This is a genomic window from Pseudanabaena sp. PCC 7367 (genome assembly GCF_000317065.1).
GTDB classification, from domain to species: Bacteria; Cyanobacteriota; Cyanobacteriia; order Pseudanabaenales; family Pseudanabaenaceae; genus Thalassoporum; species Thalassoporum mexicanum.
In genome coordinates this window covers 1,341,294-1,368,024 of the sequence record NC_019701.1, presented here as the reverse complement: position 1 = coordinate 1,368,024, position 26,731 = coordinate 1,341,294, and the positions used below count along the sequence as shown (strand labels likewise).

Genomic DNA, 26,731 nt, shown 5'->3' with positions numbered 1-26,731 from the left:
TATCGGCTCATGCTGGTATGTTTTGTTTTGCTAGGCCGATGCTGATCAATTTTACAAAGGCGATCGCTTATATTTTAGCCAGATCGTTAAATTTGGGCTGATTTAAATTGCCAGGGCTCTGGCCAGGGATCGCCGCCAATTTCCAGTGCGGCTTGATTATCACTGGCTCTGAGTTGCAAGCCAGGGCTGGAGAGATTAAGCTGAATTTGTCCATTCAGGGTATCAGTGCTGAGCAATTTCAAGCCAGTTGCGGTGGGCACCAATACCTGATTACCAGGGCGATCGCACCAACCAATTACCTGCACCCAGGTTAAGGAGCGATCGGCATTGATTTTATTTTTGTGGGCATAAATGTGCCATTCTCCCCAGGGCTTGACCTGGCAATAGATCTGGCTATCTTCCGGTAGAAAAGCCCAGAACTGATTTTGATAATGAATGCTGACCATTGCCACATTAGTTGGTTGGCCGACAAATTCACGCCTCCCGCCAGCGGCCGTGATGCTGAGGGTGGGATGGCTGGCAAAGGAATTGCACTGCAACCAAAACCATTTATCCGGAAACGTGCGCCCCCAGTTCTTTTCGCTATAGGCTGGAGCATTGGTAAACTTATAAACATCACCGCACCAGTTGATCTGGCCAGAGGCGATCGCATGGGATTGCAAAATTTGCCAGCCCGGTTCAAATACGCTCAAATAGGACAAGATTCCCATCACTGCTCTGGGTTTTTCTTTGGGCTTTTGGGATGTTTTGGTTTGACGAGGGGTTGCTTGTCCCTGGCGATAAATTTTAGCGTTGCGATCAAGCGGCTCAGTATTTAATCTCGATCGTGGCTCGTTAATTTGTCTATTTTGCTGATTGTGTCTGGGTGAATTAGCTAAGTTGCTAGAAATGCCTGGATCGATCGGCGCTTCTGGCTCTGACGATCGCCCCGATTTGGCAACCCCATTGGTCGAATTAGTTAAATTAGTAAAACTGCCCCAAGTGCTAATCGTGGTAATTTCATAGTCCCAGGTGCAAAACTTGCCTGTGGCTGGGTCTTTGAGCATGCCCTGGTTGTGGCGATCGCTAACCCGATAGCCCTGATCGCCTGCGCCCCAATGCTCTAACCAGCAAGCATCATAATCAGCCCGGAAATCCCCCGTATTAGGCAGCGTGCGCCAGATTAATTGCTCATCTATTCCCAAAACCTGCGCCGATCCACCACTATAGGGGGTATGTCCCTGGGGATCATCGATCGCATACATAAATACAAACGACTGCCTGGCCTGGGGCAGCGTCACCCGAAAATACCAACCCTCAAAAAAACGATCGCTACCACCATGCCAGTGGTAACCAGAGTGGGGCACTAAAGCCATTTGCTCAAGAAACTGTAGAGTATTTACAACTGGCTAATTCTAATGCGGCTCAGATTAATTAATTTGAGCAATATTTGATTAATGATTAATATAAGCCAATTTGACAGGTTAATCAGATCCAGGCAGTTCAGCGCCAGATGATCAGACTTTTAGTATTTATAGCATTGAATATTACCCGCCACCTTTTTTGCTAGTTATTTGCAGGTTAACGAGCCGCGATCGCCGCCAGCACCAGGAAAAACAAAAACGAGATGCCGATCGTAGGAATGAGTTGAAAGGTACGATCGAGAAAATTCGCATCAGCAACTGTCGCTCTTCGGCAGGCCGTACTCTGACAACTAGCCAGATTGTTACCTGGTGCAGCATACTGGCTGAACATAATAATGCCAATCATGCTACCCAGGGCAATGATCATAAAAATATCGATTGTGGCCATGATCCCCTTCCTCCAACGCCAGTCCGATTGTTACCATGCTTTACCAAGCTTTGTCCCTGATGTACTTATCCCTTATGTAATTCTAGCAATTACGATATGTCAAATAGGGTTGCAGTAGATTAAGAAGAATTAATTTTAATCAGCCTTGACCCAGATCACCGCGTTGGCGGCAAAGCTAAAATAAAATTTTAGAGGGCAAGTATTATTAATTAGCGATCTGGCCAGCGAAAATGCTGAAGCGATCGCTCAAGAAAAGACTGTATTCTATACGTTACATAGACTTGTTGCTCTAGAAGTATTGAAAATCATTGAGACTGGCACAGGGATTCATTGAAGTGAAACCAGAGGACAGGCATGGAAAATACAAAAAATGCCCGGTTTCATTAGTTTGCTACTCATCATCTGTTATTTGTGAACTAAACATCATATGGTCAGCCTCAAAAATACCATTGAGGATCTGGTAGTAGAAGAAGCCAAACACCAACTGCAACGCTTGGGGAATAGTATTTCACAAAGTATTGAATTGAGCGATGTTGCTGCCTATGCGCTAAATCTACTGCCACCAATGTATGCCAGTACCGATCGTGGCTGGCTACAGCAACGTAAGCGTGCTCATAGCGAAATGCGCCCCAAGGTGATTAGTGCTGTCCAAAAGGCGATGATGAATGTGAGCAGAGATAGCGATCGTGAAGTGACACCGCTTTCCGGTGTAGATATCTCATCACCCGCCCACGCCCTGGCGCAACTCCAAAAAATATTCAATAAGCCCCATATGAATTGGGCAGAAGTACCCCAGGCAACCTTTGTGGCACTGGAGGGGGTAAGATATGGCAGCCTTAGCCCCCACTCCTATGTCAGTCGTACCCGCAAGCAGGTTAGCGACATTAAAGATTATCTAAAACGAGCCAAGTTTCGGCAAAGTACCTGGCGCGAACGCAAGCTTGATTTTAATCATGCCAGCAATCATGTCAACTCGGTAGCCGCGATCGCCGAGGAATATCCAAGTGGTGATCTGGCCGATCGTGATGACTTTGATTCCTATATGCTTAACGCGGACTATGGGATCACCAATGTGCTTGAAAAGCTGGTACTGACAGAATCTGAAGAACAGCTTAAGCGCCTGAGCAGCCTGGTGTCCAGGCAGGTTAAGGGCGAGGATGTGGCTGCCTATGCCCTGAATCGATTGCCACCGATGTATGCGACCTCTGCCCAGGGCTATAAACGGCAGCAACAGCGTGCCCACCTTGAGCTAGCCGACGAAATAGAATCGGCCGTGGTGCAAGCGATCTTGACCTTGAGTAAAACCCCTAAACGTCTGGTTGGGCCATTGCCCTTTACTAGGTTTGACCTGGAGCAGGATAAATCATTATCTGAGCTGCGATCGTTGCTGCAACGGGATGATATTACCTGGCGAAATGTGGCAATTATGGTTGAAGAAGCCCTCGAAGCTGCCCGCACGATGGGGCCAGACTGGCGCAACCGCTGGAAAACCGTTGGCAAAATCTATAAATCATTGCGATTGAAGCCTGGGGATGCGGATATGTCATTGATTGAAAGCAGCCAGGGTGATGTTTTACTGATGAAAGCAAATAATTGGCAAACCTTTGGTTGGTTGGCGGATAATCCCCGCCTGGTCGCTCGCAAAACCCTCCAGCGAATTCCCTCGGTGGCCTGTATTGAATTGCATTACCCCTTACTAGCCACTCCCCTAACTTATACCCGCCCAGAGATGGCAGATGATGGGGTGATCGCCAGCCTCAATGGTCATGCCAGTATCTAGAATTAATAATTAATAGGGTTAGGATTGGTTTTTTGGCAGGCGATCGCTGGCCTACAGCCGATATGTCAATATATATTATATATCTGGCCTTCATGCGATCTTCGGTAAGACATAGGTAAGCCATAGCTTGTAAATGCTGATCACCAGTATGGCTGAGCCTAGCATAAGGCTTGTATAATGCTCTTGCTATCTATGTCTGGGGAAATATTTAAGCTTAAACTGGCCTAGGAAACGGTGCGATCGTCACCAGCTAATCCCAGCATTTTGTAGAATCTAAATATATAGAACCAAGAGGACATAAATGATCGCAACTACCCCACTCCTGCGTACCCAAGAAATTCCCACCCTGCAATATCAAAATGTGATTACCCGTTTGGATGCTAGCTGGGAAGATACCCTATCAACTTTATTGGGCTTAGGTAGGGCTGCTGGTGCTGATTTTGTGGAATTTTTCCTGGAGCGTGTCAATTTTGTTAGTTGTCTGGCCGAAGATGACTCGATCACCAGTATTTCACCCCGTCTTTCCACTGGCGCTGGCGTGCGAGTATTCAAGGGCAAGGCCGATTGCTATGTCAGCACTAATGATGTCTCCTTTGCGGGGCTGAAAGCTGCCCTGGAAAAAGCGATCTCAATTTTGGGGCTGAGCTTACCCGCACCCACTGCCTATATTCCTACGGTTAATCTGGAGCTGCTGCGTGATTACACGGCGATCGGTGGTAATCAAATTAATAATATTAACAATAAAGAAAACTGGTTGGTAGGTTGTAGCTCGATGCAGGAAATGGGCGAGATTTTGTTGCAGGCCAATGGAGCCCTTGCTAAACGAGCCAGCCATGTACAATCGCGCCGTTCCAGTTATTTCCGCGATTGGCAAGAGGTTTTGGTGGCTGCCAGTGATGGCACTTTTGCCAGGGATATTCGCCTGACTCAGTCAGTGGGCTATAGTCTGCTTTGTGCTGATGGTACAAATCGATCTTCGATCAACAAACGCAATGGCAGCACCGGCGAACCAGAGTTTTTGCGCGGTTGGCAATATGACACCGATGCAGAAGAAGTATCCGAATCGGCCGGTAAGATGCTCTATGCCGATTATGTGGAATCGGGCACCTACCCGATCGTGATGGCAAACAAATTTGGCGGTGTGATTTTCCATGAAGCCTGCGGCCATTTGTTGGAAACCACCCAGATCGAGAGTAAAACTACGCCATTCATCGATAAAAAAGGCGAGCAGATCGCCCATGAAAGCCTAACCGCTTGGGATGAAGGCTTGAGTAATAATGCCTTTGGCACGATCGACATGGATGATGAAGGGATGCCGGCGCAACGCACTTTGCTAATTGAGAACGGCATTTTGAAGAATTTCATTAGCGATCGGGCTGGTTCGATCCGTACTGGCCACCCCCGCACCGGTAGCGGTCGTCGTCAGAACTTTGCCTATCCTGCCGCCAGTCGGATGCGTAATACCTATATTGCCCCTGGTGAATATGCGGTCGATGATTTGTTTGCTTCGATCGATAAGGGCATCTATTGCAAGAAGATGGGCGGCGGTAGTGTTGGTGGTACTGGCCAATTCAACTTTGCGGTGGATGAAGCTTATCTCATTGAAAATGGTAAGGTCACCAAGCCCCTCAAGGGCGCTACTTTGATTGGGGAGGCCAAGGACATCATGAATAAAATTTCGATGTGTTCAGCGGATATTGATCTGGCGGCTGGTTTCTGCGGTTCGATCAGCGGCAGTATTTATGTCACGGTTGGTCAACCCCACCTAAAAGTAGATTCAATTACTGTGGGTGGTCGCTAGAGCTAAATTGGGCTTGGGATTGATAGGCTGGCGCATATTCACTAGATCTGTTCTGCAAGTCTAAAATTGTGGCGATCGAATCAGAGCCAAAACTCTAGATTTAGAATTTATGCCAGCAGTCCATTAATCCCCCTTGCCAATGACCTTAGTTGCTGGATCATTGCGATCGTATTGAATGATTACTTGTGATTAATCAGCGATCGCCCAAGCTCCCAGTTAACTAATTTGGCTAAGATTCAACACCAAGATTTTTAGCAATATTTATGCAGCTTGTTAGCTAGAAATATTCTTAAACTCAGCTAGATCGAGTGGCCATAGCAACTACAACGAAATCGAATCATCCACCTCTAAGCAATTTCTAAGTAATTTCTAAGTAATTTCTAAGTAATTAAATCCTCATAACTAGCCTAAATAATTAAACAATGACAGCAACCATTGCCAGAGAAACAACAAAATCAACCCTTAATATTGACGATCTTGCCAATCAGGTGAAAACGATCGCCGATCGGCTGGGCATTAGCAAATACGACATCTATGGATCGACCGTGGATGAAACCGAAGCTGATGTTTATGAGGGATCGCCCAAGCAGGTAGGAGCCTCCAATCGCTCTAGCATCACGGTGCGGGTCTGGAGTAAGCAAAATACGGTCGGCGTGACTTCCACCACCGACATCGATCCGGCTGGGCTGGAGCTAGCCCTCAAAACCGCTGCTGAAGCCAGTGCCTTTGGCGTAACTGAGCATGTGCCTGATTTCAGCCCCGAAGCGATCGCCCCCCTCGATCCGGCAGCCCTGGAACGGATTGAGCATAAAGAGCAAATTGCTGATTCTGCGCCCATTCAATCCCTATTGGATATTCTGCTATCAGCCGAAAAAGAACTGGTTGAAGCCCACGAGGCGATCGAGGCTGTGCCCTATAACGGCATGTCTCAAAAGGATGTTATCCATTTTTATCTCAATAGTGCCGGAGCCAAGCGCCAGGAAGCTCACAGCGTCACCACGTTGTTTTTGTATGCCCAAACCACCGAAGCAGGCGGCAAAAAACCGCGTAGTGGTAGCGCCTATCGCCTCAGTATTGGCCTGGATGGCTTAGATATTCGTGGTTGCATTGAGGAAACTAAGGAAAAAACGATCAGCCACTATAACTATCAGAAAATTACTACCGGTAAATATAAAGTTGTATTTTCTGCCAAAGCCTTTTTGAGTTTGCTCTATGCCTTCTCGAATTTGTTTAATGCCCAGAATATTCTCGATAAGCAAAGCCTATCTACGCCCGAATCGATCGGCAATGAGATAGCCAGTCCGGCGCTCTCGGTGTTTGATGATGAGTTGCATTCTGGCAATGTGGCCGCCAGTGCCTTTGATGGTGAAGGTACACCCACCCGCCGGGTGCCAGTGATTACGGCTGGGAAGCTAACTAACTTTTTGCACAGCGCTGGTACGGCAAAGCGCCTCAATGCCAAGCCCACTGGTCATGCCACCATGGGAGCCAAGGTATCGGTGAGTCCTAGTTTCTTGCATGTGTTACCCGGTGAGACAGAAAATGCGGCCTACGATCTGGCTAAGTTGGAAAATGTGGTTTTCATTGATGAATTGCAAGCGCTCCATGCTGGGGTCAATGCCTTGCAAGGGTCTTTATCCTTACCATTCAAGGGCTGGATCGTAAATAAGGGCGATCGCACCAGCATTGAATCGGCCACGGTGGCAGGTGATATTCTGGATTTGCTTAAGTCGATCGCCTACATTGAACCAACTGCCAAGGTTACGCCCAGAGGGGTCAGCCCCAGAGTGTGGATCGATAGTATGGCGATTACGGGCGACTAGTGATTGAGCAAAGTATAGACTCGCTCAGGATTATTTAGTTAACAACTAAGTCCTGCTAATTAGTGCCAAGGCAAGCGATCGCCATAATCCCGGTTCAGGTAGTTGGGAAGCTGGCGATCGTTTATGCTATTTATTGCTAATAATGCTAATAATTTGTATCCCTGGTAATTAAAGCCATATCTTCATTACCACGATCGCCCTATCCAGCCAACATGCTCACTACTCTCAACTCATTGCCCCCCAGATTGCTCAAAAGCTTGCTCGAACTCAATGCCACCGAGTTACATCAACAATTAAGCGGCCCTACCTTAATTCACTTCCCAGGTCAGAAGGAGCCCCCCTTATTTGTCTCAGTCCTTTTGCATGGCAATGAAACTACTGGCTGGAGAGCGATCCAGCAGCTACTCACCAAATATGCCAATCAGCCCCTACCGCGTGCCCTATCGCTGTTTATTGGCAATGTTGCTGCTGCCAAGCATCAAAAGCGCCACCTAGAGCATCAACCGGACTACAATCGGATCTGGCAACCTGGCCATACGCCGGAGCAAGAGATGGCGCAGCAGGTGTTAGCAGATATGCGATCGCGGGGGGTGTTTGCTTCGATCGATATTCACAACAACACTGGCCGCAATCCTCACTATGGTTGTATTAGCCAGTGCGATCGACGGTCTTTGCATTTAGCAAATTTATTTGGCCATAGTATTGTTTATTTCACCTCACCCAACACGCTGCTTACCATGGCTTTTGCCGAGATGTGCCCCTCGATTACGCTCGAATGTGGCCAACCGGGTAAGCCAGAGGGAACCAGGCATGCGCTGAATTATTTAGAAACCTGTCTGGCTCTGGATACAATCCCAACTACGCCTGTCACCGATATTGATTTATTTCACACCGTGGCGATCGTTAAAATCCCTGAGCATATTAGTTTTGGCTTTGGCGATCCAGCCTGTGAACCAATTGCGATCGATCTGTGTTTTCCGATCGATTTAGATCGGCTGAACTTTCAAGAACTGCCAGTCAATACTTCCCTGTGTTATGTGCGCTCCAATGGGGAAGCCAGCAAAAGATATCTAGACGTCCAAAATGAGCAGGGTGAAAATGTGGCCGATCGCTATTTCAAAACGATCGATCAGCAAATTGTTACCGCTGCGCCATTGATGCCCTCGATGCTGACGCTGAAGCCGGAAATTATCCGCCAGGATTGCTTGTGCTATCTGATGGAGCGGATGGCCTTGGCTGATTAAGGCTGATTAGCTGCTTAATTAAATTAAATAGAGAAAAAACTAAAAAACTTAGAACTTCTCGCCCAGGCCAAAACTAAACTGATTACCACCATCACTGGCAAAACCATAGTCGATCCGGATTGCCCCTAGTGGTGATCGAATCCGCACCCCCACACCATAGCCAGCACCCGTACCGGGTTTATCTCTGACCACCGAAGGCCTCCCAATCACGTCGTTATCAGTACCAAACGTAGTACCCACATCACCAAATACCACGCCATTCAGGATTGAGATAATCGGGAAGCGATATTCTGCTGACAGCAGTGCAAAACTCTTACCCGCACCGATCGCGCCCTGATCCCAGCCCCGTACCGTGCTGCTACCACCAAGGCTAAAAGCTTCATAGGGAGGGGCATCACCCAGAATCGTACCAATTTGGGCATTAAAAGCCAGAGCCTGTGGGCCTTCATTGAAATTAGTAAACTGGACTGGCAGATAGAAGCTATAGCTGGCTCGAATTCGATTGAAGAAAATTGAGCCACTGCCAAATGGAGCCGCGACCTCATTGGCAAGTCGTAACACCGAGCCACTGGTGGGTGCAACTGGGTCATTGCGCAAATCCCTGGCTACGGCTGTTTGAAATAAGAACAAATCATCTTTGCCCGAATCACTTACCGATAATTTGTTGCCGCTGTTATCAAAGGCAAAGGTATTATTGTCGTCGTCGGTGATCCTGACCCGCTCATAGCGGAAGCCCACCGAAGCAGTTGTATTGTCGTCTAATGGGCGTGAGAAGCCAAACCCAAACCCCAGTCGATTTTCCCTTGGGGTGTCGTCATCTGGCCCCACACCAACATTCGAGACCAGATCGTCTGGGTCATCAAAGATAAAGCTAAACAGGCGACGATTAAAAATATTGGCAGTAAAAGAGGTTTTATGGGGATCGCCAGCAATCCAGGGATCGGTGAAGTTGAGATCGAATAGTAGCTCGCGTTCACCAACTTGAATATCCAAGCCCAGTTTCTGGTTGTTGCCGCCCAGGTTTTGCTGCTGGAAGCTGACTGTACCAAATAGCCCAGAAGCGGAGCTAATCCCAGCCCCAACCGCGATCGATCCGGTATTGCGCTCTTGCACATTCACGGTCACGATCACTTTGCGTGGGTCTTCACCAGGAGACAGCCCCAGGTTCACATCGTCAAAAATCCCTAGATTGAACACCTGTTGCAGGTCATCTTGGACAGTGTTGCGGTTAAATACCTCGCCGGGCTGCAAACTCAGCTCACGGGTGACAATGTAATCATGGGTGCGACCTTCCACGATGGTGCCGTCTTCATTGGTGGTCTGACCTTCTTCATTCAAAAAGGCCACTGTAATCGCTTCGATTTCCCCTTCTGCCACGCTCAGGGTCACTGTGCCATCGGGGGATAGCCTGACTCCATCGGGTACTACCTGAGCCAATACATAGCCGCGATCTTGATAGAACTGTTCTAATTCTTCGACTCCCTCTTGGATGAAGCGGAGGTTAGCGGTTTTGCCAACTTGATCGCCGAAAATATTGTTCAGCACTTCCGACTTGGCGATCGTCTCGCCGGTTTCGGGATCTTCGATGCCCGCATCTAATACTTGAGTGCCCTCGGTTGTAATTGCCCTGAGCACTGGATATGGCTGCACCACAAAGGTGACTCTTACGCCAATGTCGGTGTCTTCTGGTTGCGCTTGCACATTACTAAAATAGCCAGTGCCAAAAACCGATTCAATGTCTGCTTGTAGTTGTTTGCGGGTGGTGGTGCGTCCTGGCGTAGTATCGATCGCCTGGTAGACTTCATTTTCCAGATCGGTTGGTAGGGATGTCCCTGCTGGCGTGACCACCAATACCTCACCGATCAAAACTGGAATATCTTCGGTGGCTTGAGGCGGTTCTGTTTCCGTTGGGCTTGAGCCAGGACTGTCTGGGCGATCTGGACTCTCTGGACTTTCAGTAGATTCAGTAGGTTCAGCCGGAGCATCTGTATCTTCATCATCTTCATCTTCAGTGGCAGGTGTGGTATTTTGGCTGACCTGAGTTAAAACCAATGGTTCATTGAATAGCTCACTAGTTGTCTCAATTGGTTGAGTGCCTTCGATCTCGGCAATATTTTGATCAGCGACCTGATCGACTTCAACTTCAGAGATTTCCGTAATCCCAGCGATTGCCGTGTCTGGTTCGGTTGCCTCGACCCGCGATGGCACTATTACCGCCACTGAGGTTGAGTAAATTAGGGTAGTCAAGGCAAGCAGAGTTAAACGCATATTAATAAAGCCACACACCAACTAGATTGATTATCGGGATTGAACCGCCGAAACGCAACAAGAACTTATTAGTTTAGTTTAGTATTAGTAAACCTGATTAAAGGACTGTTGGGTTATTAATCGATTCTTTTGACCACCTGGAATCAGCAAGTCTATATATTATTGAGATTTAGCGATCGCCGCAACTTGAAATCGGATGATCTGCGTTTAGTGGTAAACCAAACCACCAATTTTGGTTATTGAGATTCAGCTAACTGAAATTTAATTAGCCAGAATTTTCGTTGCAAACCATCATGATTTTTCGCTTAAGTTACAAATTTAACTTAGCTGATTAGGCTTTGATCATTCACACAAAGGCTCTATGCCCCAAGTTTTAATTCAACTAACGATCGCAATGCCCAAGCCATGCTTTAACATTCACAGGACTTTAATCGTGATTAATAGTCAATAACTATCAACCTCCACCAAGAACTGTGGTTCTAGCGGGAAGTGCAAGTCAATCACTATGCTGGCTAGGAAAATCAGGAGTTAATCCTTCGATCCTACCCAACTGCCCATAGCTTAGCTAACTTGTGAGGGAGAAGCTTAATCGGCGATCTAGGGGGAGAAGATGACTCAGGCAGTTAATTGAGTTTAGATCATGGGGATAATTACATAGTATCCCCCATTAGCGGCTAATTAGGCTAGTTTTTTCAGGGCGATCGGGGGTATTAATTGGCAAAAGCGGCCTGAATGCGGGTCATAACTTCTTGATAGGCGGCAGCGACATTGCCCAAATCCTGGCGAAAACGATCCTTATCCAGCACCCGATCGCTGGGATTATCGGTGCGCTGATCCCATAACCTACAGGTGTCGGGGCTGATTTCATCGGCAAGTAAAATATTGCCCTGCTGATCAAGGCCAAACTCCAGCTTGAAATCAACCAGGGTGAGATCGCATTGATTAAAAAAAGCTTGCAAATGCTGATTGACTTCTAAACCCAGTTTGCGCAGTTGTTGTAGTTGCTCTGGGGTAGCCAATTCCAGCAAAGCAATATGAGCATCAGTGAAGAGAGGATCGCCCAATTCGTCTTTTTTATAGTAAAACTCAACGATCGCCTGGTTTAACTTTGTCCCCAACTCTAGGCCAGTACGTTTAACCAAACTACCAGCGGCAATATTGCGCACTACCACTTCCAGGGGCAAAATTTTCACTGCCTTGATGGTCTGCCGATCGGTTGTGACTTGTTCAATCAGGTGGGTGGCAATGCCCTTGGATTCTAGATATTTAAATAAATTAGTGGCGATCGCGCAGTTTACCTCGCCCTTGTTGGCGATCGTGCCCCGTTTTTGGGCATTGAAGGCGGTGGCATCGTCTTTGTAGTAGGCCAGCAACACATTGGGATCGCTGGTGGCATAGAGGATTTTGGCTTTGCCTGCGTAGAGTTGTGCGCCGAGCTGAATTGGGTTGCTTGAATCACTGAGATCGCTGGTGCCTGTCATGGTTGCTATGAAAAAATTATTAGCTCTAATAACTCATTCAATTTAACAGGTTCGGGCGATCGCTTCTTGTTGTTAACCCCTCACGAAAAAATACCCCGTCAACCCAAACGCCACCACAATCACAAACCGCCTTACCCAGATTGCCTTTAACCGCTGGGCATAATGGGCAGAAAGATAACCACCGACGATCGCACCGATCGCCATCAATGCCGCCTGCGGCCAAAACACCACGTTACTGATCGCAAATTGGGCGATCGCCATGCCATTAATACAGGCATTCAGCAACGTTTTGATCGCATTCATCTGGTTAATGTTTTCCATTCCCAGGATCGTGAGGCTGGCCAGCAGCAAAATTCCTAGCCCACCGCCAAAGAAACCACCATAAACCGCGATCGCCAAAAATAACGGCAAAGCCCACCAACTAGCGCCATATCCTGCATTCGATTGTTCTGCCAACGCAACAGGATGATTTGTAATATCTCTGCGATCGATATGCTTACTCCGGCCGGCCAGATAAGTTGCCACCCGATTAGTAAGCGACTTACCAAAGGTAAACAACAAAGTTGCCGCCAGCATCAAATAGGGCAGAATTTGCCGAAACAGCTGATCGGACGTGCGCAACAGCAACAATGCCCCAGCCACACCACCAACCATGCTCACCAGACCAATTAATACCAATTGCCGCCATTGCCAACTAAACTTGCCCCGATAGGCGATCGCACTGGCAATAATCCCTGGCCACAGCGCCACCGTACTTGTGGCATTGGCACTGATTGGTGTAATTCCGACAAAAATCAAAGCCGGAAACGAGAAAAAGCTGCCCCCACCCGCGATCGCATTTAGCGCCCCGGCCATGATCGCTGCGATTAAAAGCAAGATTGCATCGGTTAAGTTCATTGGCAACTTGAGTTATTAAGCAAACTAATCAAATTAATCAAATTAATCAAAGTGATCAGAGCGATTGTCAGCGATCGCAAAATATTAAAAATACACACAAACCCTTCCCCAGCAACAAACTACCAGGAAAGGGTTTAAGTTTAACAATTTATCGATCTAGCTGATTCAGCTCAAAATGATTATGACTTTGGTTGTACCAGGTTCTCAGCTCCAGAGAGCACCTTCATCGACACAATCTTGTCGCCTAGCTTGAGGTTGGGCAAAATCCGATCGCCTTCCACCACATAGCCAATCACCGTAAAATTACCATCGATCAAATTCAAACCAGCCGGGGTCAAGTCCGAATCAAATAGATAGATGAAAAACTGAGAAGAAGCACCATTGGGTTGACCAGGGGGTCTGGCCATCGCCACTGTGCCAAATACCGAAAAAGGTAATACAGGCAAAGTTAGTGCTTCGCCCACATCCGAAAGGGTGAATTCATAAATTGGTACATCCTGAGTAGGGATTTTGATTTCCAGCGGCACGGTGCGGATCTCGCCAGTTTTGGGATCGACGTAGCCATCGGCATCACCAGGGGGATCGCCCGCTTGCAGAAAATAATTATCATCGGCGCGATTGAAGCTGAGGCCATCATAAAAACCCTGCTGCACCAGATCAACAAACTGACCCCCATTAACCGGAGAGCTATAGCCATCCACCACAATATCCAGCTTGCCCAGTTCAGTGGTTAGCTCAACTAGGGCTCTACCCTTGAGTTGGGGGAAGTTGTCATATTTGGCCGGCACAGTGAAGGGAAATTCCGCCACCATGTCTGCTTCGATTTTGCCCACATAACTGAGGGCATTTTCTACCTCGGCTTTGATGCCGTCGCGGTTCTGGGATTCGATCGCCTCACGCAATGGGGTAAGCGTATCGAGCAGGTTTTCGAGGTCTTGTGTCGCTGCATCTTTGTTTACCGCAGGCACACTGGCCAAAATCTTGTCTTTATTCTTGTTAGTTTGATTTGTGATTTTGACTATTTCTGAACCCAGACTCCGCCATCGCTTCAGGTTAGCTTGTTTGGGCATTGCTTCAAGCAGGGATTGAATCTTGCGGATTTGCTCGTTTTTGATTGGTAGAGCGTTGCGCAACAGGGTATCAGCATCCTTGATCGCACTTTTACTAGGCAAAGCGGCGATTAAGGGTTGTTCCCGCTGATGAATACCCAGAGTAATAGGAATTTCTGTCGCGGCAAAAGCAAAAGCTAGCGGCTGAACCAGCACTGCCAGCGATAGGAGCACAGCGATCGCGATCGCCATTATTGGCTGATTTGGTCTAGCTGCTCTCGACCGAGCAAATTTGGATTGCTGGTTGGTAGAGGACAAAAAGTTTAAACGTATTTTTTTAAGCATTACTTTGACATCGTAATTTGAGATCGCAACTAAGTAGCTATTCAAATGCTAAGACATTTAGTTACCCAAGTTCTAGATCGGCGCGATTTTATTGATTTGCTAAATGGCTAAGACTAGAAAATCCAGCCATTCAGTGGTACATATTTTTTAGTTGACCTGCCGATAAACCCAGTAATCTTGGCCTGCCGCATTATGATGGGATTATGTTTAGTTATGCCTTAACAGCCTTAACAGCCCTTAACAGCCTTAACAGCATAGATAAATAGCCTGGCAGTCAATCGGATTAAGTCGTAGTAGCTATAGTTGATGGAGCTTTTGAATCAATGGGCGCAACTCTGGGTGTAATGTTGCTAATGTTTTTTATGTCTACCCTGGCGATCAACCATGTGGTGCTAGAGCGGCGCTTGCAGAAAATTGAACAAAAATATCAAAAGAAACTCGATCGCCTGGTTGATGACATCGAGCATGAACAAACCATGCGCAATCAGCATCGCGTTAAGTTTCATACGGAGACCTCTGATGAGATTGCCTTGGCTACAGGCCAGCGACCGCCCATAACTAGCCCACTGATTGCTCAATATGCTGCTGGTTTAATTGCTACACCTCAAAAACATAAGCCCCAAACCAGCGATCTAATTGCTAAGTATGCAGCTAGTGCGATCGGCACACCTGAAGCATCTGAAGCACCTGAAGCACCTGAAGTAACTGAGCCTGTTGAACCAGCTACTAATTCAACCAGCCCGATCGATGCCTTGCCCCAGCATCCGCCCCAAACTAGCGCAGGTACTTCACCTTCTGCCACCTTTGCTGCGGATCTGACTCCCAAGCCCCAGATCAACTCCCAAATTCAAGTTTGGGCAAATAGTAGAAATCAGGCTCGCATTCCCGCCTTAATCAAATATGCCTATCACCAGGATGCGGTTACTCGTAATCTGGTGGCAGAATCCTTGGGTAAGTTAGCCAGCCTCAAGAGCTTAAGCCCCCAGGCAGAAATGGCGATCGCTGTGTTGGGTAAGCTCAGCCGCGATCGGAGTGTAACTGTCCGCCAGACTGCGATCGATGCCTTGGGGCAAATTAAGTCCGATCGGGTACTTGATTTTCTCATGCCAGCCTTAAAATCTCCCCATCGATCAATCGTCAGGAGTGCTAGTGGTGCGATCGCCAGACTGCAGTATTATCAGGCTCCAGCAAAGGTGGTTGTGGTTGAGTCGGTGAAAAAGCCCCCATTCAAAAGCCCCAATTCAAAGGCATAAAGTAACTAGAGTAATTAGTGAAAGCGCCCAGATTTACCAGATTTACCAGATTATTAAGTAATCAACTTTGCTCATTCACTCCGAAATTCATTCTCATATCTAATTCTGGTGCCTGTCCACAGCAGTTTTTCGCGCAAAGAATTATAAAAAGAGCTATCCTCCCGCAGCACAATAAATTGAGCCGGAAAGCTGGACATGCAAATATCTACCCGTTGCCCCGGTAGCACTGTGGTTGCCAGCACCCCATCCATCCACAACTTCATGGTCATATCATAATCAGCCAACGGCCAAATCCTTACTATGGTGCGAGGCGGCAGGATCAAAGCCCGACTCGACAGGCTCAGCGGACAAATTGGTGTAATGGCGATCGCCTCCATGCCGGGATGCACAATCGGGCCATTGGCAGCCACCGTGTAGGAAGTAGAGCCAGTGGGTGAAGACACAATCAAGCCATCACCTTGAAATTGATCGACCACTTCACCATCTATTTCTAATTCCAATGTGGCCGTACTCATCCGATCGGGAGAGCCTGGCTTGATGCACATTTCATTGAGGCAATAAAAAGGGCCAAAATTTTGGCGTGGTGGGATTGCACAACTACTATCCACGGTTACTACGCTGGCCTGGAGCATCATCCGCTCTTCGATCGCAAACATGTCACTTTGCAGCCGCTGCCAAACTGATTTGGTGTCTTGAAAGTCCTCGATCGCCTGGGTCAAAAAGCCCAGATGCCCGCCGGTGTTGATCGCCAGGATCGGCACCGATTGTGAGGCTAAATAGCGGGCTGCTCCCAAGGTAGAGCCATCTCCCCCCAACACCAGAGCCAGATCGATACCACGGGTCATCGATTCAATAAATACTGGATAGGGATTATCCTCAACCCCACTAGGCCCCATCAAAACCTTGCAACCAAGCTCTTCTAGTTCCTGGCTACACCGATCGGCCCAGTCATGGCTAATCTGGCTTCCCGCCTTGTAGGCAATTATGATGCTTTTTAAGTCCACAGCTTCTGTTTTTAGTTCTCAATAATTAACGCGATCGAGTGAGCCATATTCCTATCACTAAACCAGACATACTTACTAAGCCTTTTTGCTAAGCATATTTCCTAAGCATATTTCCTAAGCATATTCACATAGGTCTAGGTATTTAGGTCTAGGTATTAAGTAATGCAGTGTAAGTAAATTGACTTGGCTTGACCCAAACAATATTTAGTTCTATCTGGGAAATTGATGAATATTGATGGAGATTGATGAATAAGGGCATTTAGCCGAGCAAAGTTATAAGTCAATGCAATTTATTTGCTGATCACAATTTAACTATTTCCGATCGTATTCCGATCGTAACTTTTAGTTAGTGTAAGCTTATGCAAAGGTAAATTAACCCAGTGATTGGCTCCGTAATTGATCTAGGAATTGACTCTGTAATTGGCTTATACATTTAAATATCTCGCCATGAATAATGTAAGTTAATTGGCAGACCATATGTAAATTCAAATATTGATTTAGTAATTAACAAACAAGAATAGATTTATCCTAATAGAGGGCTTGTGAGGCATAGATAAATAGCTCTATTCCTTTGTAAATCGAAACAATCGTCACAGAAAAAGTTGCAAATTTCTTGTATTTTGGATACCTTGCAGTCACAAATAGCAATTTCTAAGCTAGGATTTGCAAGTAAATTAATGTCGTTAATGTTGTTAGGTTAAAGGCTGGTTATGAGTCAGGCTGAGTTTAATAATTCTGCTCCAGAATCCAAGACCTCAGAACTGCCCGCCGTGGGTGGCGATCGCTCTGAACATACGGTACATACGTTACAAACGTCTCCGCAGGCAAATGAGTTAAATGAAAACGAGACTATTGCCGCAATGGCTAGTGAGGCTGAGGCCAATGTTGCACCGCATGAATCCAAACCAACAGTTGTGGCTTCCCCTAGCGCTACTAGTTTGACGGGGGCGATGGCAGATTTAGATTTAGATATGGATTCAGATGCAGAGGTTACAGCATTATCTGAACTACCTAGAGACAAGCCGATCGCCAAGCCAGAGCAAGCAGAATCAGCGATCGAATCTCTGCCACCCATTACCAACGCATCATTAACATTAACTACAGGTGAGGATCGTAAATTGGCTACAAATATTACTAATCAACACCTTGAGGCTGATTCAGGTGAGCCAGTCGAAGCATCTCAAACAGTAGCTCAATTAAAAGCGCAGCTTGACCAAACCCAATCAAAGCTTCACCTGACCGAACAACTGATTGAAAAGCAAGAAACCTGGCAAAACTCGATGCAGATGCGGATTGCTGAACTAGAGCAAACGCTCCGCCAGAAAGAGGCAGAGATTACGCAGATTAATTGCGATCGCCAGGAACTCCGCAATCGCCTCAAGCGCCAGAAGCACCATAACTCCCAACTCAAAGCCGCCCTAGAGCGATGCTTGGATTCACCCATATCCCTGGCTGATAGTTTTGATGGCCATGAGATTCAGCTCGATCAACCCCTCCTCGATCGCACCAGTTTTCCTAACCCAATGGAGCCAGCCTTTGCCAATATGGGAAATATGGGAATTGAAGTGATCGATCGCCAGCCAACAGAGCCAGCTACCAATTCAGTTGATCTAAATTCTGCTCAGATTAGTGATGCTGCGGAAATTGAAGCGATTGAATCAGCCCTGGAAAGCTTGAGTGAATCGATCGCCGAGACGATCGCTAAGGTGAATGATTACAACGATGTTGATTTAGGCAAAACATTAATTCAAACATCAGAGCAAACATCAGGGCAAACATCAGATGTTGCAGAATCTGAACCGGAAGCGCCAGCGGTTCATGAGCTTAATCCTTTTGCCACGACGATCGCTGATTTTGATTTAAGCAATGATTTGAGTAAGAGCCCAGCTACTTTGACCAGCAATCCTGAGATCGAGGCGGTAATTGCCTTAGCCCAAGCCCAGGTTTTTGCAACCACCAGCGATCAGCCCTTTGCGCCTGAGCTGAATTCTAATCTAAATCTAATAGCCGAACAGGATAATGAGTTGGAATCAGAGCTAGCATTTACCGAGCCAGAGCGATCGACCCCTACTCCTGTAAATCCGACGACTCCGCAACAACCCAACCCAGCCCCCTATAACCACAGCAGCTATAACTATGCGGGGATTGTGGCCATTCCCAGGGTAGCTGCACCCAAGTTTATTCAAGACCTGAACAATAGCAAGGTTGGTAGCCCTGTTAGTTCTGTTAGTTCTAATAGCGCCCCTAATAATGCCCCTAGTAATGCCCCAAGTAATGCCCCAAGTAATGCCCCAAGTAATGCCCCAAGTAATGCCCCAAGTAATGCCATTGATCCAACGGTGCCAGCGCCAACGATCAAAGGCAGCGATCGGAAATCCCTTGCTTCTCTGGCGGCGGTGAAACTACCTCAGTTTCCGCCCCTGTCGCGCTAAGCTGAACTAATTAATTTCCTAAGTTCACGATTTTGACAATCACAGCAGTTTTTAGATCAAGTCTTAGATCAAGGTAATCCTGCTTGGTGAGACTTCTATGTCTTAATTAGAATTATTCTATGCCTTAATTAGAATTTTAGAATTAGCGATAGAGACTTGAAATATACCTGCACTTGCTGAAGTAGAAATTCGGATTAAGTTTTAAGCTAGCGACCATTTATTGCGATTATTGCGATCAACTATATTACCTACCGAACCTATTGAGATGCGGCCATGATTGGTTATCTGCGCGGGACGATCGCCGGTATTCGCGCCAGTGAATCCTCGCGTAAGTCGGCGACCTCTTCGATTTTGACCCTGGATGTGCAAGGAGTTGGCTACGACTTGATCATTACCAACAATGCGATCGAGAACCTGGCAGCCTCCGGCACCGAAGCCACCATTTATACCCACTTACAGGTGCGCGAAGATCAGATGGTCTTGTTTGGATTTCTGGCCGCCGCGGAGCGAGATTTATTTCGCCAGTTAATTAGTGTATCGGGGTTGGGCACGCAAATGGCGATCGCCTTGCTTAATACTTTAGGGCTGCAGGATTTAGTAAAAGCGATCGTGACCGGTAATGCCAGGGTGCTGAGCCTGACTCCGGGGGTGGGAAAAAAAACAGCAGAGCGGATTTCATTGGAGTTGCGATCGAAACTAGCCGATTGGCGGCAACATGCGGGGGTGGTCAATCCAGTGGTGTCGGCAGTGCAGGAAGATCTAGAAATGGCTTTGCTAGCATTTGGTTATACGGCCAAGGAAATTAATGCGGCGCTGGGGGCGATCGCCACTTCACCTGATCTGGTCAACAGTAAAGACGTGGAAGCCTGGTTAAAAGCAGCGATCGGCTGGCTGAGCAAAACTTAAGCTAATGTTTTAGAGTGATAGAGCTAATTGAGGGAGTGCCATTGTGTCAGACCAACCATCTGCTAACCCTGAACCAGAGTTGCCACCAACTCCAGCGCCCAGTCCGCCGTCGTCATACAGCGGCAATATAGACAATCCACCGCCGCCACCGCCAAAAGAATCCGGTAGCCTGTTGGGGAGCATTTTTGCTTTTTTCTTCAGATTAATTGTGCTGGGGGTGGGCATGTCGATCGCTACTGTTGTTGGCATTAGCCTGGCGATCGTCAAGCCGGATTTGGTGCCACCGATCAAGCTTGGTCGTTTGATGCGCCAGGAAGATCAAAAATTCACCCTTGCTGCTGATGTGCTGTTTGAGGGCGATCGGGCTGACCTAGATCCTGCTAGCCATCAAATTCTGGATCAAGTTGCGGCCGAACTGCCCTTGGAACCAGGTAAAAAAATCAGTATTTTGGGGCATATGGACAATGATGGCCAAGCCCTGGAAAGCGATTCCCTGGAGCTGTCCTATCAGCGGGCGGTGGCAGTGAGGGACTATCTGAGTCGATTGCGTGGCACAGAAACCTATTACTGGATTGCGCTGGGCTATGGGGGGAGTCAACCGATCGAGGTTAATAATTCTGCTGAGAACCGTCGCAAAAACCGCCGGATCGAGATTGTGGTTAGTGAGCCATAGGGGCGATGAATAGGGTATAAATGGAGCGATCGCTAACTATCTAATTTTCTATCTCGAATCTAAGGCATCAGAGATCAAGCTTTTAGCGGTAGATCGATCGACTATTGCTTAATCTAAGCTAGCCGAATGGGCATAATCGCTCTAGCTCATAGACCCAGCGATGATCATGTGATGATACTTGTGGTACTTGGCGATCGGATCGAGACCAACTCAAGCTGCCTTTATGCAAAATCTAGAAGTTTTTCCCTCATAAACCTCTACTACTCGACCAATTCAAACAGATCTAAATAGCCTCAAATAGACCAAACATAAATGCTGCAACCGTCTAAAACTATTTCCATCTTGCTGGTAATCAGTATTGCGATCGGTGGCCTCACCCTGGCCAACTTCGATCGGTTCGAGCAGATCATTGAGCTGGTGCAGCAGGCGGGAACATGGGGGCGGGTGGTATTCATTTTTGCCTATGCGATCGCTACCTTGTTGATCTTGCCTTCTACCGCATTTAATCTGGCGGGTGGGGCTTTGTTTGGGGTGACCGAAGGAATTTTACTCACCACCGTGGCGGCGATCATTTCCGCAATTCTGGGGTTTGCGCTAACCCGCTATTTGGGTTATTCAGGGAGCGAAAAGATCCAGGCCAAAATGCCCCAACTGACCGATCTGAATCAACAGCTTGCCACCAATGGTTTGGCCTATACCTTTGCGGCGCGATTGTTGCCCCTGATTCCCTATGGAATTGTCAGTTTTGCGGCGGGGCTGAGCCAGGTCAAGCGACGTGATTATTTACTTGGCACGATCGCCGGTACACCGATCGGTTTGCTGCCCTATGTGTGGTTGGGTAGTGCAGGGATGGCAGCGGTTACTAAGCATGATTTGTTGCCATTAACTTTGGCGAGTACGCTAGTGGCATTGGTGATCGCGGCGGGAACTTTTTACCAGCAGGATCGCCTAACTAAGTATTCAGAAGAATATCCAGATCCGCCTCAAAATCTGCATCCGGCTAAACTGGATATAGCAGAAGAAATATAATTAACTCAATTATTTCAGCAGTCGATCGAGTTAACCAGGGATAGTGCCATGTATGATCGCCGAAAACACAATTCAAACTAAACAACCCCGATCGCCCTTTAACTGGGATCAACGATTATTAATCGGTAGCCTGGTGATCTTTGCGATCGCCCTGGGGCTGAGGCTCTGGCACCTTGATACGATTGAATATCCTGTATTTGATGAAGTATATTTCCCCAAACATGCCGAAGAATATTTAACCGCCACCCCCTTTCGGGATGGACATCCCCCCCTGGCAAAATACCTGATTGCCGTAACGATCATGGCATTGGGGCATAATCCCTGGGGCTATCGGCTGGCCAGTGCGATCGTCGGCGCAATTATTCCCCTGTTGGCGATCGGGGTGGCCTATCGTTTTAGTGGCAAATGGCGGCTGGCGCTAATTACTGGCGCTCTCACCGTCACCGATGGTTTGTTCCTGGTAGAATCCCGGTTTGGCTTGATCAATGTTTTTCTGGTGGCATTTGGCCTGGCGGCTCTGGTTCTGTCCCTGGCCGCTCTGGAGCGCAAAGGCATAACTCGCACTCTCTACTTAACTAGTGCGGGAATTATGCTGGGGGCAAGTGCGGCGGCAAAATGGAATGGCCTGGGCTTCTGGTTAATGAGTCTGGTATTGGTGGCGCTAGTGTGGGTGAATAGTTGGCTGAAGCCGGAACTCTGTCAAGATCTGGGCATTCTGGACAAAATCAAAACCCTGGATTGGTGGCAATATTTACTCTGGTTGGCGATCGCTCCGGCTTTGTTCTATGAACTGCAATGGCTACCGCATATTATTTTGTATGCTCCCACCCTGGATATTGCCCAACTCAGGGATAATCCCAATATTGCTAACTGGTTGGTTTATACCTGGCGATCGTTTGTGGCTTTTAACCAGGATATTTGGGACTATAACCACAACAGCGCCGTGATGGGGATGAACTCCCACCCCTATTGTTCAAGCTGGCTATCCTGGCCGATCGCCAGCCGTCCGATCGGTTATTACTATCACTACGTCGAAGAGACAAAGCATGTTATTGATGTCCATGCGATCGGCAATCCGGTTTTGTGGTGGTTTTCAACCCTGGCCATAATTACCCTGACTGCGCAGGGCTTGCGCCGTTTTCGGGCAATGGATGCCTATGTCCTGATTGGCTATAGCGCTAATTATTTGCCCTGGTTGCTGGTGTCGCGCTGTTTATTTATTTATCACTACATGAGCGCGGCGGTGTTTAGTTTCATGGCGCTGGCGATCTTGCTCGATCGATTGCTGCCTGAGGGTGTTAGTCAAAAGGCTGGATTGGCTGAATCTGCCGAATCTGCCGAATTAATGATTGAGACGAATATTGAAACGCAAACTGAGCAGAACGCTGGGGAAATTACTGATCCACAGCTTATTGATCAAAAGAATCCAAATAAGTCTAACTTGATGGATTTATTGCTAAAGCTATGGGCAAGAGTGCGAAATGTACGATCGCAATGGTGGCGCTATGGCGCATTTGCCATAATTATTCTGGCGGTGGTGGGTACGCAAATTTTCTTTATGCCGATCTGGTTGGGAATTGATATTTCGTTCGAGGCTTTTTACCACCGGATGTGGTCGCGGTATGTGCCCCTGAACTGGTTTAACTGGATTTAGATTTAATTGTTAGTCGAGCTATCAATTTGAACCAAAGCCCGCTGGACTTTTTTGATTTGCTGGGGTGCTTGCATTTCTTGAAATAGCTTAATTGCCTGATTGTGGCTAGCCCTGCTCTGTGGTTGGTCATTTTGGGCGGCGTAGGTGTGACCAAGTTGATAGTAGGCTTCGGCCAGATCGCATTTAGTGCCAATTTGCGCCAGTAGCTCGATCGCCATTTGATGATGTGTCAGGGCAGTTTGATAGTTGTGCTGAGATCGCTCTAGTGCTGCTAGGCCACTGATGGCATTGGCTTTAACCTGGGTGTAGTGATGTTGATTGGCATAATCGATCGCCCGGTTCAGCATATTAAAGGCGGGTTCAATTTCACCCAGGTTTTTGTAGGCCAAGCCCAGAAATAGAAACCGATGCCCAGTGCCCAGGCTGATATTTTGATGCAATTTACGATCGAAATCATGAATAAACTTAAGCGCAGTTGGGCGATCGCCCAGGCAGGAATGCACATAGGCCGAGAACACATCAACGGAAGGGTTATATAGCTCGGCCAGATCCTCAGCGATCAGTTGCTGGCGATTGTGGCTATTGAGTTGGGTAAAGGTTTGCTTAGCGGCTTCTAGCTCCCACAACTCGATCTGGCAAATGCCAATATTCAACAGCGCATGTTGTTGCCAATTTTTGAGGTTGAGGAGTTCAAGCTGTGCTGACGATCGCTTTAATTGTTCTACTGTTTCTACTTGTTCTGCCAACTCAACCTGGTTACTGACTGTTTCCTTTGTTGGATTTGTTGCTGCCGATTGCCCTGCCAGTCGATCCAGATGTCGCTTGGCGATCGCGGCTGATTTTTGATGACATTCGATCGCGGCATGAATTTGCCCAGATAGGCGATATAACACCCCCCAGATGCCATATAGGCCACTGAGATGATAGGCGGATTGGATTTTATCAATGATCTGGGCGATCGCGGTGATCATCTGTTTGAGCAAGCCCAATTTATAGAAAGTGCGGCCCAGTCTTTCGATCCCCGTTGATTTGGTGTGGCGGCGTTGCAAAATGACGGCGGCGGCAGCTTCATAGTCCTCGATCGCCAGGTAATGATAGTAAGCTTCAAAGCAACGTAGCGCATCTTCGACTGTATCGATCGTGTTGGTGCTGTCTGTCCAGAATTTGGCGGCGGCACGATGGGCTAGCTCTAATTCTGAATTAGGTTCAATGTTACTAGTTTCATAATTAGCCTGCCTGAGTCTGGCGATCGCCTCTGCCCGAATAATTGGATGCAGCCAGTAGGAGCCCCGATGATGTTCAATTAACGAGCGATCGCGCAGTGATTCAATTAGGCGGCGTTGCTGGCCTGGTTGGCTGGCTTGATTGGTTTGATTAACTTGATTGATTGAGGCATCCCATAACAATGCTAAAACAGCTTCACTGGGAATAGTAGAAACATCCTGATAGCGATAGCAACCAAGGCGACAGAGCAATCGATAGGCCGCAAGATCCAGACTGCATAAGCGATCGAATTGGCTGGTCACCAGGTTGGCCAAATCCCGCTGTGCTAATGGTGCAGATTGAAACTCCTGCCAATAACCCACCACATCGCCATCAAAATCATGGCCGATCGCACTGCAAAGAATGTCCATCGCCTTGGCATTGCCGCCATAGGATTGGTGCATCTGGGCGATCGTGTCGAGGCTAAGTTGATCTAGATCTAGCTCCCCATACCGATCAAATTGATCGACTTGATCGGCTGGTCTGAAAGGACGTAGCTTAGGCAAATAGTTAGCAAAATAAGATTGCCAGGTGGAAAGTGCTAACCCCGGCAACAAATAGCGACGCAGTTTGATCGCTGATTCCGAGAGCCGATCGCGGCTAGTAATTAAAGTTAATGACCGCACTGTTGGGGCTGACAGAGTGACCAGCAGTTCCACATAGCCACGATGGGGCGCGATCAACTTACCGTGGCGATCGAGGGCGGGCTCCAGGTTGTCAATTAAGATGCCGATCGGGGTTTGTGCCAGCTTTTGCTTGAGTCGATCGAGGGAAATGCCAAACTCGCGGCCAGGTTCCAGGCCAAGTTGCTGTAAGCGTTCCTCAATTAAGCTTTCGATCGAAGTAATATTACTGGTTTCTTTGGCGATCGCAAATTCCAGCACTTGAGCAAATTTTTGCTGTAAATACTGCCTTGCCAGGGTGGTTTTGCCGACTCCGCCCTGAGCCTGGATCAAAATCACTTTCGTACCCAGGCTGCTGAGGTGATCTAGATAGGCGATCGCGCCACTGCGACCCACGAAATGAGGATTAGCAGTTTCGTGACTTACATGATTCGTTGTATTTTGAGCAATAGACTGATTCTCTGGCACCTCAGCATTTGCAATTACTGGGTTAGGAATCGCTTGGCCATGATCAGATTGTAAGTAAGCTTGACCCTGGGCGATCGCATAACCTAAATCCTGGCGCAAATGCTTGCCTAGATAACGTTTGAGCGCGGTTTGTAAATTCCTTTTGTTGACCTTTACCCCCAAAGTGCTAGAGAGAAGCCGCCAGAGTTGCGATCCCATATCCTTAGCATGTCCCTCGGTGCAACCATAGCGATCGGCGATTTCCCCATAGCGATCGCCATCCCAGGAATGCCGCAGGATTGTACTTTGTAAATCATCCAGATGTTTACCCTTGTGCATAAACAGGATTGCATCAATTGTGGCGATCGCATCCTCTACCGCAAATACTGCGCGATCGCTTCCGAATTGATTCCCTAACGGGGATGGTAAATCCTGGGGTGAATGGTTCAAGCAACCTGAATCAATCTAACTAAGCTAACAACTTTACCGATCTAGAGCGTTCGTAAGTTCACTGTACCCGATTGTGGCTTGGTCTAGGTCGATCGCCTCATTTAAATCAGTTAAAAACGCTTTAAATCAGTTGAGATCCTACCTGATCCTACTTTTACCGACTTTGAGTTTGTCGTAAACCGCTAAGTAGCCAGGAATTGCCGACCTCTTCCGACTGACAAATCAGGAATGATTTGATTAGCTAATACATGCAGGCATCCGTTAATTGCCCATAAGTAATTGCTCATAAGTATCCACCTGGAAAAAGCGAATTAGCGAAAAGGAGGAGTTCTATGAAATTTGCCCTAGCGCTCATTGCTACTCTTCCCTCACCCCCATTTATTTTATTAAGCCAAGGGTATTCTCTGGCTGCTAAACAGAATTACCCCAACCCTGCAGGCCTCTGTTCCCTCTATTCTCCAACATTTATTAAATTCAACTTCAAATTCAAACTCAAACTCAAGATCCAGTAACAGCTA

19 protein-coding genes are annotated in these 26,731 nt (G+C 47.5%); 11 read left to right on the top strand and 8 right to left on the bottom strand.

Annotated elements, in window-relative coordinates; all coding sequences use genetic code 11:
* Positions 1 to 86: 86 nt before the first annotated feature.
* Both PSE7367_RS20190 and PSE7367_RS05245 read right to left on the bottom strand, forming a co-directional pair.
* Positions 87 to 1,355 (bottom strand): tocopherol cyclase family protein, encoded by a 1,269-nt coding sequence (locus PSE7367_RS20190; RefSeq protein WP_015164335.1) that lies wholly within the window; start codon positions 1,353 to 1,355, stop codon positions 87 to 89.
* A gap of 205 nt (positions 1,356 to 1,560) precedes the next feature.
* Entirely contained in the window at positions 1,561 to 1,791 is a 231-nt protein-coding gene (locus PSE7367_RS05245) for a hypothetical protein (RefSeq protein ID WP_015164334.1), read from the bottom strand.
* A 427-nt stretch (positions 1,792 to 2,218) separates the two neighbouring features.
* On the opposite strand from PSE7367_RS05245, the gene PSE7367_RS05240 reads away from it, so the two are divergent.
* The 4 genes from PSE7367_RS05240 (at position 2,219) to PSE7367_RS05225 (ending at position 8,439) form a co-directional block, all read left to right on the top strand.
* The gene (locus tag PSE7367_RS05240) at positions 2,219 to 3,571 is read left to right on the top strand and encodes a late competence development ComFB family protein (protein WP_015164333.1); all 1,353 of its coding nucleotides are present in this window, start codon (positions 2,219 to 2,221) and stop codon (positions 3,569 to 3,571) included.
* Positions 3,572 to 3,872: 301 nt separating this feature from the next.
* Complete coding sequence (locus PSE7367_RS05235; RefSeq protein WP_015164332.1) at positions 3,873 to 5,372, top strand: TldD/PmbA family protein; 1,500 nt, start codon at positions 3,873 to 3,875, stop codon at positions 5,370 to 5,372.
* Between the two features lie 422 nt (positions 5,373 to 5,794).
* Complete coding sequence (locus PSE7367_RS05230) at positions 5,795 to 7,195, top strand: TldD/PmbA family protein (RefSeq protein WP_015164331.1); 1,401 nt, start codon at positions 5,795 to 5,797, stop codon at positions 7,193 to 7,195.
* A gap of 212 nt (positions 7,196 to 7,407) precedes the next feature.
* Positions 7,408 to 8,439, top strand: a complete 1,032-nt coding sequence (locus PSE7367_RS05225; RefSeq protein WP_015164330.1) for a M14 family metallopeptidase — start codon at positions 7,408 to 7,410, stop codon at positions 8,437 to 8,439.
* A gap of 48 nt (positions 8,440 to 8,487) precedes the next feature.
* Here the strand turns inward: PSE7367_RS05225 and PSE7367_RS05220 are convergent, their stop codons facing one another.
* The 4 genes from PSE7367_RS05220 to PSE7367_RS05205 all read right to left on the bottom strand — a co-directional run bounded on the left by PSE7367_RS05220 (position 8,488) and on the right by PSE7367_RS05205 (position 14,386).
* The gene (locus PSE7367_RS05220) at positions 8,488 to 10,707 is read right to left on the bottom strand and encodes a BamA/TamA family outer membrane protein (RefSeq protein WP_015164329.1); all 2,220 of its coding nucleotides are present in this window, start codon (positions 10,705 to 10,707) and stop codon (positions 8,488 to 8,490) included.
* 710 nt (positions 10,708 to 11,417) lie between these two features.
* Positions 11,418 to 12,149, bottom strand: coding sequence for a phosphoribosylaminoimidazolesuccinocarboxamide synthase (gene purC, locus PSE7367_RS05215; RefSeq protein ID WP_041699099.1), 732 nt, complete (start codon positions 12,147 to 12,149; stop codon positions 11,418 to 11,420).
* A gap of 111 nt (positions 12,150 to 12,260) precedes the next feature.
* Positions 12,261 to 13,085, bottom strand: a complete 825-nt coding sequence (locus tag PSE7367_RS05210; protein ID WP_015164327.1) for a sulfite exporter TauE/SafE family protein — start codon at positions 13,083 to 13,085, stop codon at positions 12,261 to 12,263.
* Between the two features lie 179 nt (positions 13,086 to 13,264).
* A complete protein-coding gene (locus PSE7367_RS05205; RefSeq protein WP_015164326.1) occupies positions 13,265 to 14,386 on the bottom strand; it encodes a peptidylprolyl isomerase in 1,122 nt (373 codons plus the stop codon).
* 416 nt (positions 14,387 to 14,802) lie between these two features.
* Here PSE7367_RS05205 and PSE7367_RS05200 point away from each other — a divergent pair, with 416 nt between their 5' ends.
* The gene (locus PSE7367_RS05200) at positions 14,803 to 15,732 is read left to right on the top strand and encodes a HEAT repeat domain-containing protein (RefSeq protein ID WP_015164325.1); all 930 of its coding nucleotides are present in this window, start codon (positions 14,803 to 14,805) and stop codon (positions 15,730 to 15,732) included.
* A gap of 71 nt (positions 15,733 to 15,803) precedes the next feature.
* Here PSE7367_RS05200 and PSE7367_RS05195 read toward each other — a convergent pair whose 3' ends face one another.
* Positions 15,804 to 16,736 carry an NAD(+) kinase gene (locus PSE7367_RS05195; RefSeq protein WP_015164324.1) on the bottom strand — a complete coding sequence of 311 codons (933 nt, stop codon included), beginning with the start codon at positions 16,734 to 16,736 and terminating at the stop codon, positions 15,804 to 15,806.
* A gap of 710 nt (positions 16,737 to 17,446) precedes the next feature.
* Here PSE7367_RS05195 and PSE7367_RS05190 point away from each other — a divergent pair.
* The 5 genes from PSE7367_RS05190 (at position 17,447) to PSE7367_RS05165 (ending at position 23,430) form a co-directional block, all read left to right on the top strand.
* Positions 17,447 to 19,168, top strand: coding sequence for a coiled-coil domain-containing protein (locus PSE7367_RS05190; RefSeq protein WP_015164323.1), 1,722 nt, complete (start codon positions 17,447 to 17,449; stop codon positions 19,166 to 19,168).
* 273 nt (positions 19,169 to 19,441) lie between these two features.
* Positions 19,442 to 20,074: a Holliday junction branch migration protein RuvA gene (ruvA, locus tag PSE7367_RS05185; RefSeq protein WP_015164322.1), complete on the top strand. Its 633-nt coding sequence runs from the start codon at positions 19,442 to 19,444 to the stop codon at positions 20,072 to 20,074.
* 43 nt (positions 20,075 to 20,117) lie between these two features.
* Positions 20,118 to 20,747 carry an OmpA family protein gene (locus PSE7367_RS05175; protein WP_015164321.1) on the top strand — a complete coding sequence of 210 codons (630 nt, stop codon included), beginning with the start codon at positions 20,118 to 20,120 and terminating at the stop codon, positions 20,745 to 20,747.
* Positions 20,748 to 21,059: 312 nt separating this feature from the next.
* On the top strand, positions 21,060 to 21,776 hold the full coding sequence (locus PSE7367_RS05170; protein WP_015164320.1) for a TVP38/TMEM64 family protein: 717 nt from the start codon (positions 21,060 to 21,062) through the stop codon (positions 21,774 to 21,776).
* 52 nt (positions 21,777 to 21,828) lie between these two features.
* Entirely contained in the window at positions 21,829 to 23,430 is a 1,602-nt protein-coding gene (locus tag PSE7367_RS05165; RefSeq protein ID WP_015164319.1) for a phospholipid carrier-dependent glycosyltransferase, read from the top strand.
* A gap of 2 nt (positions 23,431 to 23,432) precedes the next feature.
* On the opposite strand, the gene PSE7367_RS05160 is transcribed toward PSE7367_RS05165, so the two are convergent.
* The gene (locus PSE7367_RS05160) at positions 23,433 to 26,213 is read right to left on the bottom strand and encodes a tetratricopeptide repeat protein (RefSeq protein ID WP_051037877.1); all 2,781 of its coding nucleotides are present in this window, start codon (positions 26,211 to 26,213) and stop codon (positions 23,433 to 23,435) included.
* 332 nt (positions 26,214 to 26,545) lie between these two features.
* Between PSE7367_RS05160 and PSE7367_RS21840 the strand changes: the two genes are divergently transcribed.
* Positions 26,546 to 26,725, top strand: a complete 180-nt coding sequence (locus PSE7367_RS21840; RefSeq protein ID WP_015164317.1) for a hypothetical protein — start codon at positions 26,546 to 26,548, stop codon at positions 26,723 to 26,725.
* Positions 26,726 to 26,731 lie beyond the last annotated feature (6 nt).

Bases quoted from the DNA above. Each gene is read 5' to 3' on its own strand.
- PSE7367_RS05210 (WP_015164327.1), bottom strand. From the start codon at position 13,085: ATGAACTTAACCGATGCAATCTTGCTTTTAATCGCAGCGATCATGGCC.
- PSE7367_RS05225 (WP_015164330.1), top strand. From the start codon at position 7,408: ATGCTCACTACTCTCAACTCATTGCCCCCCAGATTGCTCAAAAGCTTG.
- PSE7367_RS05245 (WP_015164334.1), bottom strand. From the start codon at position 1,791: ATGGCCACAATCGATATTTTTATGATCATTGCCCTGGGTAGCATGATT.
- PSE7367_RS05165 (WP_015164319.1), top strand. From the start codon at position 21,829: ATGATCGCCGAAAACACAATTCAAACTAAACAACCCCGATCGCCCTTT.
- PSE7367_RS05230 (WP_015164331.1), top strand. From the start codon at position 5,795: ATGACAGCAACCATTGCCAGAGAAACAACAAAATCAACCCTTAATATT.
- PSE7367_RS20190 (WP_015164335.1), bottom strand. From the start codon at position 1,355: ATGGCTTTAGTGCCCCACTCTGGTTACCACTGGCATGGTGGTAGCGAT.
- PSE7367_RS05220 (WP_015164329.1), bottom strand. From the start codon at position 10,707: ATGCGTTTAACTCTGCTTGCCTTGACTACCCTAATTTACTCAACCTCA.
- PSE7367_RS05170 (WP_015164320.1), top strand. From the start codon at position 21,060: ATGCTGCAACCGTCTAAAACTATTTCCATCTTGCTGGTAATCAGTATT.
- PSE7367_RS05200 (WP_015164325.1), top strand. From the start codon at position 14,803: ATGGGCGCAACTCTGGGTGTAATGTTGCTAATGTTTTTTATGTCTACC.
- PSE7367_RS05240 (WP_015164333.1), top strand. From the start codon at position 2,219: ATGGTCAGCCTCAAAAATACCATTGAGGATCTGGTAGTAGAAGAAGCC.
- PSE7367_RS05205 (WP_015164326.1), bottom strand. From the start codon at position 14,386: ATGGCGATCGCGATCGCTGTGCTCCTATCGCTGGCAGTGCTGGTTCAG.
- PSE7367_RS05235 (WP_015164332.1), top strand. From the start codon at position 3,873: ATGATCGCAACTACCCCACTCCTGCGTACCCAAGAAATTCCCACCCTG.
- PSE7367_RS05190 (WP_015164323.1), top strand. From the start codon at position 17,447: ATGAGTCAGGCTGAGTTTAATAATTCTGCTCCAGAATCCAAGACCTCA.
- PSE7367_RS21840 (WP_015164317.1), top strand. From the start codon at position 26,546: ATGAAATTTGCCCTAGCGCTCATTGCTACTCTTCCCTCACCCCCATTT.
- ruvA (WP_015164322.1), top strand. From the start codon at position 19,442: ATGATTGGTTATCTGCGCGGGACGATCGCCGGTATTCGCGCCAGTGAA.